The organism is Mesorhizobium sp. M2C.T.Ca.TU.002.02.1.1, from assembly GCF_003997225.1.
In genome coordinates this window covers 1-4,850 of record NZ_RZTO01000474.1, presented here as the reverse complement: position 1 = coordinate 4,850, position 4,850 = coordinate 1, and the positions used below count along the sequence as shown (strand labels likewise).

Annotated in this window: 5 protein-coding genes and 1 pseudogene; all 6 read left to right on the top strand. The window is 64.4% G+C overall.

Annotated elements, in window-relative coordinates:
* Nucleotides 1-600, top strand: a 600-nt coding sequence (locus EOD07_RS22610) for an ABC transporter permease (RefSeq protein ID WP_164772434.1), incomplete at its 5' end; no start/stop codon positions are given.
* A 2-nt stretch (nucleotides 601-602) separates the two neighbouring features.
* The gene (locus EOD07_RS22605; RefSeq protein WP_127237043.1) at nucleotides 603-1,385 is read left to right on the top strand and encodes an ABC transporter permease; all 783 of its coding nucleotides are present in this window, start codon (nucleotides 603-605) and stop codon (nucleotides 1,383-1,385) included.
* Nucleotides 1,382-2,446 (top strand): ABC transporter ATP-binding protein, encoded by a 1,065-nt coding sequence (locus tag EOD07_RS22600; protein ID WP_127237042.1) that lies wholly within the window; start codon nucleotides 1,382-1,384, stop codon nucleotides 2,444-2,446. The genes EOD07_RS22605 and EOD07_RS22600 overlap by 4 nt, the downstream gene beginning before the upstream one ends.
* Nucleotides 2,447-2,449: 3 nt before the next feature.
* Nucleotides 2,450-3,209 (top strand): annotated as a pseudogene (locus EOD07_RS22595) (MBL fold metallo-hydrolase).
* A gap of 427 nt (nucleotides 3,210-3,636) precedes the next feature.
* Nucleotides 3,637-4,410: an NAD kinase gene (locus tag EOD07_RS22590; protein ID WP_127237041.1), complete on the top strand. Its 774-nt coding sequence runs from the start codon at nucleotides 3,637-3,639 to the stop codon at nucleotides 4,408-4,410.
* 192 nt (nucleotides 4,411-4,602) lie between these two features.
* Nucleotides 4,603-4,850 (top strand): DEAD/DEAH box helicase (locus EOD07_RS22585; protein WP_127237040.1); only part of this gene is annotated, 248 nt, incomplete at its 3' end.

Genomic DNA, 4,850 nt, shown 5'->3' with positions numbered 1-4,850 from the left:
GCCTATCCCTTTGCCTGGATCCTCGCCGAGATGGTCCCGGAACGCTGGCAGCGGCTGGCGCTGATGCTGGCCGTGCTGCCGTTCTGGACCTCCTATGTCGTGCGCTCCTATTCCTGGCTGCTGGTGCTGGCGCAGAACGGCGTCATCAACCGGGCGCTGACCGGCATCGGCCTGATCGGCGAACCGCTGCAGCTCGCCAACACTCGGCTGGCCACCGTCACCGGCTTCGTGCATTTCTTCGTCATGCTTCTGACGCTGACGATCTTCGCCAATCTGAAGCAGCTCAGCCCGAGCTACCGCAAGGCCGCCGCCGATCTCGGCGCCGGGCCGGTGCGCACCTTCCTGCATGTCGTGCTGCCGCTGACCTTGCCCGGCATTATGGTCGGCGCCTTCCTCACCTTCGTGCTCTGCATCGGCGACTACATCACGCCGCAGATCCTCGGCGGCAACAACGAGCTGGTCATGCCACAACTCGTGATGATGCAGATCGGCCGCCGCGGCGATTTTCCGCTGGCGTCGGCGCTGTCGATCATCCTGATGGCCGTGGTCACCATCGCCTATCTCGCCTGCGCGCGCTGGCTGAAGATCGAGCGGGCATGACGATGCGCGCCGCCGTTCGCCTCGCCGCCTGGGTCTACGCTATCGCCGTCTACGGCTTCATCTTCCTGCCGGTGGTCGTGCTGGTGCTGTTCTCGCTGCAGGCGACCTCGTTCCCGATCCCACCCTTCACCGGTCCGTCGCTGCGCTGGTACCAGGCTGTGCTTTCCGATGCCCGGCTGACATCGGCGCTGGTCAACTCGCTGCTCGTTGCAGTGCTCTCCTCACTCGCTTCGGTTACGCTCGGCTTCCTCTCGGCCTGGGGGTTCGCGCGCTTCGTCCTGCCGGGCTCGGCCATGCTGCGTGGGCTGATCACGCTGCCGCTCACCGTCAGTTACCTCATCATCGGCATGGGATTGCTGGTGCTGTTCAACTGGGCCGGCGTGCCGAAATCGCTTTTGGCCGCCGGCATCGGCCATGTGGTGATCAACCTGCCGCTCTGCTTCGCCATCATCTACAGCCAGATGGGCGACCACCAGATCAACATCGAGCGCGCCGCGCGCGACCTCGGCGCCGCCGAGTGGAAGGTGCTGCTCATGATCACCGTGCCGGTGATGGCGCCGGCGATCTTCGCCGGCTTCTTCCTGTCGATGACCTTCTCCTGGGACGAGTTCGTGATTTCCTTCCTGCTTACCCGCTTCGAGACGACGCTGCCCGTGGAGATCTGGAACCTGCTGCGCTCCGGTCTCAACCCCAAGACCAATGCCGTCGGCTCGCTGGTCTTTGCCGTCTCCATCGTCCTGGTGGTGTTTTTCGAGCTGACGCTGTTGCGGAGAAAGCCGGCATGAGCGCGCCTTTGGTCGACATCCGCAACGTCTCGCATCGCTTCGGCCAGCTTGCGGTGCTGAAGAACGTCTCGCTCGCGATCGAACCCGGCAGCTACACGATCCTGCTCGGGCCTTCGGGCTCCGGCAAGACGACGCTGCTTTCGATTCTTGGGGGCTTCGTCACGCCCAGCGAAGGCAAGGTCTTCATCCGCGGCCAGGATTGTACAGCCGTGCCGCCGGCCAAGCGCCCGACAACCACCGTGTTCCAGGACTACGCGCTGTTTCCGCATATGAGCGTCGGCGGCAATGTCGGATTCGGGTTGCGCATGCAGGGCGTCGACGGCGCGACGCGGGCGGCGAAGGCGCGCGAGGCGCTTGCCCTCGTCGGGCTGGCCGCCGCCTTCGACAAGAAGCCGCATCAGCTTTCCGGCGGCCAGCGGCAGCGCGTGGCGCTGGCCCGCGCCCTGGTCATCGAGCCGGCGGTCCTGCTGCTCGACGAGCCGCTCGGCGCGCTCGATCTCAAGTTGCGCCGGCAGATGCAGGACGAGCTGAAGGCGATCCAGAAGCGCGTCGGCACCGCCTTCATCCATGTCACGCACGACCAGGAGGAGGCGATGGCGCTGGCCGACCATTGCGTGGTGATGAATGACGGCCGGATCGAGGACGAAGGCCCGCCCGAGCGCGTCTATGCGCGGCCAGCGACGCGCTTTTCCGCGACCTTCATGGGCGAGAGCACGATCCTTGCCGGCACCGTGACCGAGGCGAAGAACGGGATCGTCACGGCTTCGACAGAGGTCGGGCTGATTTCATTGCCCGGTGCATCGCCTGCCGGCGCCACGGTCGCGCTCGCGATCCGACCCGAGCATCTGGTCCTCGGCGAAGCGAAAGCCGATGTCGCGCTGGGCACGGCCGAGGTCGGCGATGTCGTCTTCCAGGGCAGCTTCAAGCGCGTGCTGGCGACTTCAGTTCTCGATACCGCGCTGCAGTTCATCGCCAGGGCTCCGGCTTCCGCCACGGTTCAGACAGGCGACACGATCCCGGTTTCATGCAACGCTCAAGACATCATCCTGCTGGCGGACTGATCCATGGGCACGCTTCCGGTCATCGAGGCTCCGGACTGGTACGAAACCATCCGCGTGGGCGACGACATCACGCTCATCCATGAGCCGTGGATAAAGCCCTTCTTCCGCTGCAACATCTGGCATGTGCGCGGGCGCGACCGCGACCTGCTGTTCGATACCGGCCTCGGCCATTTCAGCTTGAAACGTCATGTGCCGCTGGTCAGCGAGCGCAAGCTTACCTGCGTCGCCAGCCACACGCATTTCGACCATATCGGCTGCCACCACGAATTCCCCGACCGCTGCGTGCATTCGGCCGAAGCGGCAATCCTTGCCGATCCGCGCAACGAATGGACGGTGGCGGACCGTTACGCCAATGAAGAGATGTTCGACGGCGCGCCTGACGGCTGGGATACGGCGCGCTACCGCATCCTGCCCGCGCCGGCGGACCGGCTGCTCGAGCATGGCGACGTCGTAGATCTCGGCGACCGCGCCTTCGAGGTCATCCATACGCCGGGTCATTCGCCGGGCGGCATCGCGCTTTACGAGAAAAAGACCGGCATTCTGCTGTCGGGCGACATCGTCTATGACGGGCCGCTGATCGACGACGTCTATCATTCCAATATCGACGACTATGTCGGGACGCTGCTAGCCATGCGCGACCTCGAGGTCTCGGTCGTGCATGGCGGCCACTTTCCAAGCTTCGGCAAGGTGGCGCTACCGGCAACTCATCGACGAATATGTCGCGGGCAGGCACAAGGCGGGCTGTCACCTGCAGGGTGGCTAAGCGATAAGGGAAGCGAAGCCTACAGCGCCCTTTGCGGGCAAGGTGTTCCCGTGGCGTCCCCGCAGCGGGAAGCCGTCGGCTGCGGCCGCTGGCTCATCTCTTCCGAATGACGCACGAGTTCGGCGAACATCAGCGCGAAACTTCCCATCATCAGGAAGACTATGATCAGACGCGTTACCGGCAATAGACAGGTCTCTCGACTGGCCAGCCCCCGCTAACCCATCCACTGTCGGCTAACATGATCGATCCGGCTTTACGAGTGTTTAAGCCTCGCCTTAACCATTGCGGCCATCACATTCATGTCGCGCCTGTCACGAAGCGCGATTGTCGGGTGGACCGCCGGCCGCCCAGCACCCTTCACAGATACGGGCGGCGCATGCTACGCCGTCGCCGGCGCGGCCCTGCAGACGGTCGCCCTCCGGGAGCCATGAGCAAAGCCGCCAGTCGTTTCGCCTTCGTCTCTTCCGACACCGATGACGCCCGCGCGGCGCGGGAAAGCCTGTCGGCGCGCTATGGGCAGGTGCCCGTCGCGGAGGCCGAGATCATCATTGCGCTCGGCGGCGACGGTTTTCTTTTGCAGACGCTGCGCGAGACGATGAGCACGGGCAAGAAGGTCTACGGCATGAACCGTGGCACCATCGGCTTCCTGATGAACGAATATCGCGCCGGCGGTCTTGAGGAACGCATCGCCAACGCCGTTGCCGAGACGATCCGGCCGCTGGAAATGGTCGCTGTGACGCATGATGGCGAATCCGTTTCGGCGCTGGCCATCAACGAGGTGGCGCTGTGGCGCCAATCCTACCAGACCGCGAAGATCCGCATCACCGTCGACGGCCAGGTGCGGCTGGAGGAGCTGAACTGCGACGGCGTGATGATCGCGACGCCCGCCGGCTCCACCGCCTACAATCTGTCGGCGCACGGGCCGATCCTGCCGCTCGACGCGCCGTTGCTGGCGCTGACGCCGGTCAGTCCCTTCCGGCCGCGCCGCTGGCGCGGCGCGCTGCTCTCCAACAAGGCAACGGTGCGCTTCGACATCCTGGAAGCCGAAAAACGCCCGGTGAACGCCGCCGCCGACCACACCGAGGTCAAGGCGGTGGCCTCCGTCACCGTGCGGGAATCGCCGACGGCGACGGCGACTTTGCTCTTCGATCCGAACCATTCCTGGAATGAACGTATCCTTGCCGAGCAGTTCCGCTACTGAGCCGGCGCAACGAGATTGCTTCGATTAAGCATCGCGATTAAGGTTACGTCTTCACAATCACCGGGATTTCCGGCTGTTTCTGTTGACAAATCGCGGACTTGCGCCTAACTGCAACCGCGATCTTGCAGGCGCGCGGCGCCTGCCGCAACTCGTGTTGCGATTTTTTCCGAACCAGCCAAAGACAGCCACCTCTTGTCCTCAGACACCCAGACCGCTCAAGAAGCGTTGACATTCTCAGACCTTGGCCTTTCGCCGAAGGTCCTCTCCGCAGTCTCAGATGCCGGCTATGCCAAGCCGACTCCGATCCAGGCCGGAGCCATCCCGCATGCGCTGCTCGGCAAGGATGTGCTGGGCATCGCTCAGACCGGAACCGGCAAGACGGCTTCCTTCGTGCTGCCGATGCTGACGCGGCTGGAAAAGGTCCGGGCACGGGCCCGCAT

What these genes read in the sequence shown, in the direction of transcription:
- EOD07_RS22605 (WP_127237043.1), top strand. Translation starts at nt 603, where the DNA reads ATGCGCGCCGCCGTTCGCCTCGCCGCCTGGGTCTACGCTATCGCCGTC.
- EOD07_RS22590 (WP_127237041.1), top strand. Translation starts at nt 3,637, where the DNA reads ATGAGCAAAGCCGCCAGTCGTTTCGCCTTCGTCTCTTCCGACACCGAT.
- EOD07_RS22600 (WP_127237042.1), top strand. Translation starts at nt 1,382, where the DNA reads ATGAGCGCGCCTTTGGTCGACATCCGCAACGTCTCGCATCGCTTCGGC.